Origin of the sequence: Dietzia sp. UCD-THP, from assembly GCF_000349585.1 — a bacterium.
GTDB classification, from domain to species: Bacteria; Actinomycetota; Actinomycetes; order Mycobacteriales; family Mycobacteriaceae; genus Dietzia; species Dietzia natronolimnaea_A.
Genome location: NZ_KB714635.1, coordinates 1 through 284 on the forward strand (window position 1 = coordinate 1; position 284 = coordinate 284).

At 69.7% G+C, this 284-nt stretch carries 1 protein-coding gene; it reads left to right on the top strand.

Annotated elements, in window-relative coordinates:
- The coding region (locus H483_RS39600) for a hypothetical protein (protein WP_042329752.1) at positions 1-232 on the top strand (232 nt) is incomplete at its 5' end.
- Between the last annotated feature and the right edge of the window lie 52 nt (positions 233-284).

Consider the following 284-nt stretch of genomic DNA (forward strand, 5'->3'; position numbering starts at 1 on the left):
GCCCGCCGTAGCCCCCAGCACCCTCGGCACCGACACCGAACTGACCGCCTGGCTCACCGACACCCGAGCAGCCCTGACCGCACCGCCTACCCCCGGACCGGTCAGCGACTTCACCGAGTCCTATCTCGCCCACCGGTCCGCAGAACACGAGCGCGGCCCGGACGCCGAGACGACATCCGGACCGCAGTCGGAGTGGGGGGCCAGCACCGATGCCGCCCCCGACCCGTGGTGAGTCACCAAGGGGCAGGGAAAGTGCTCAGCAGTACTAGGGTGTGTCTCCCAAT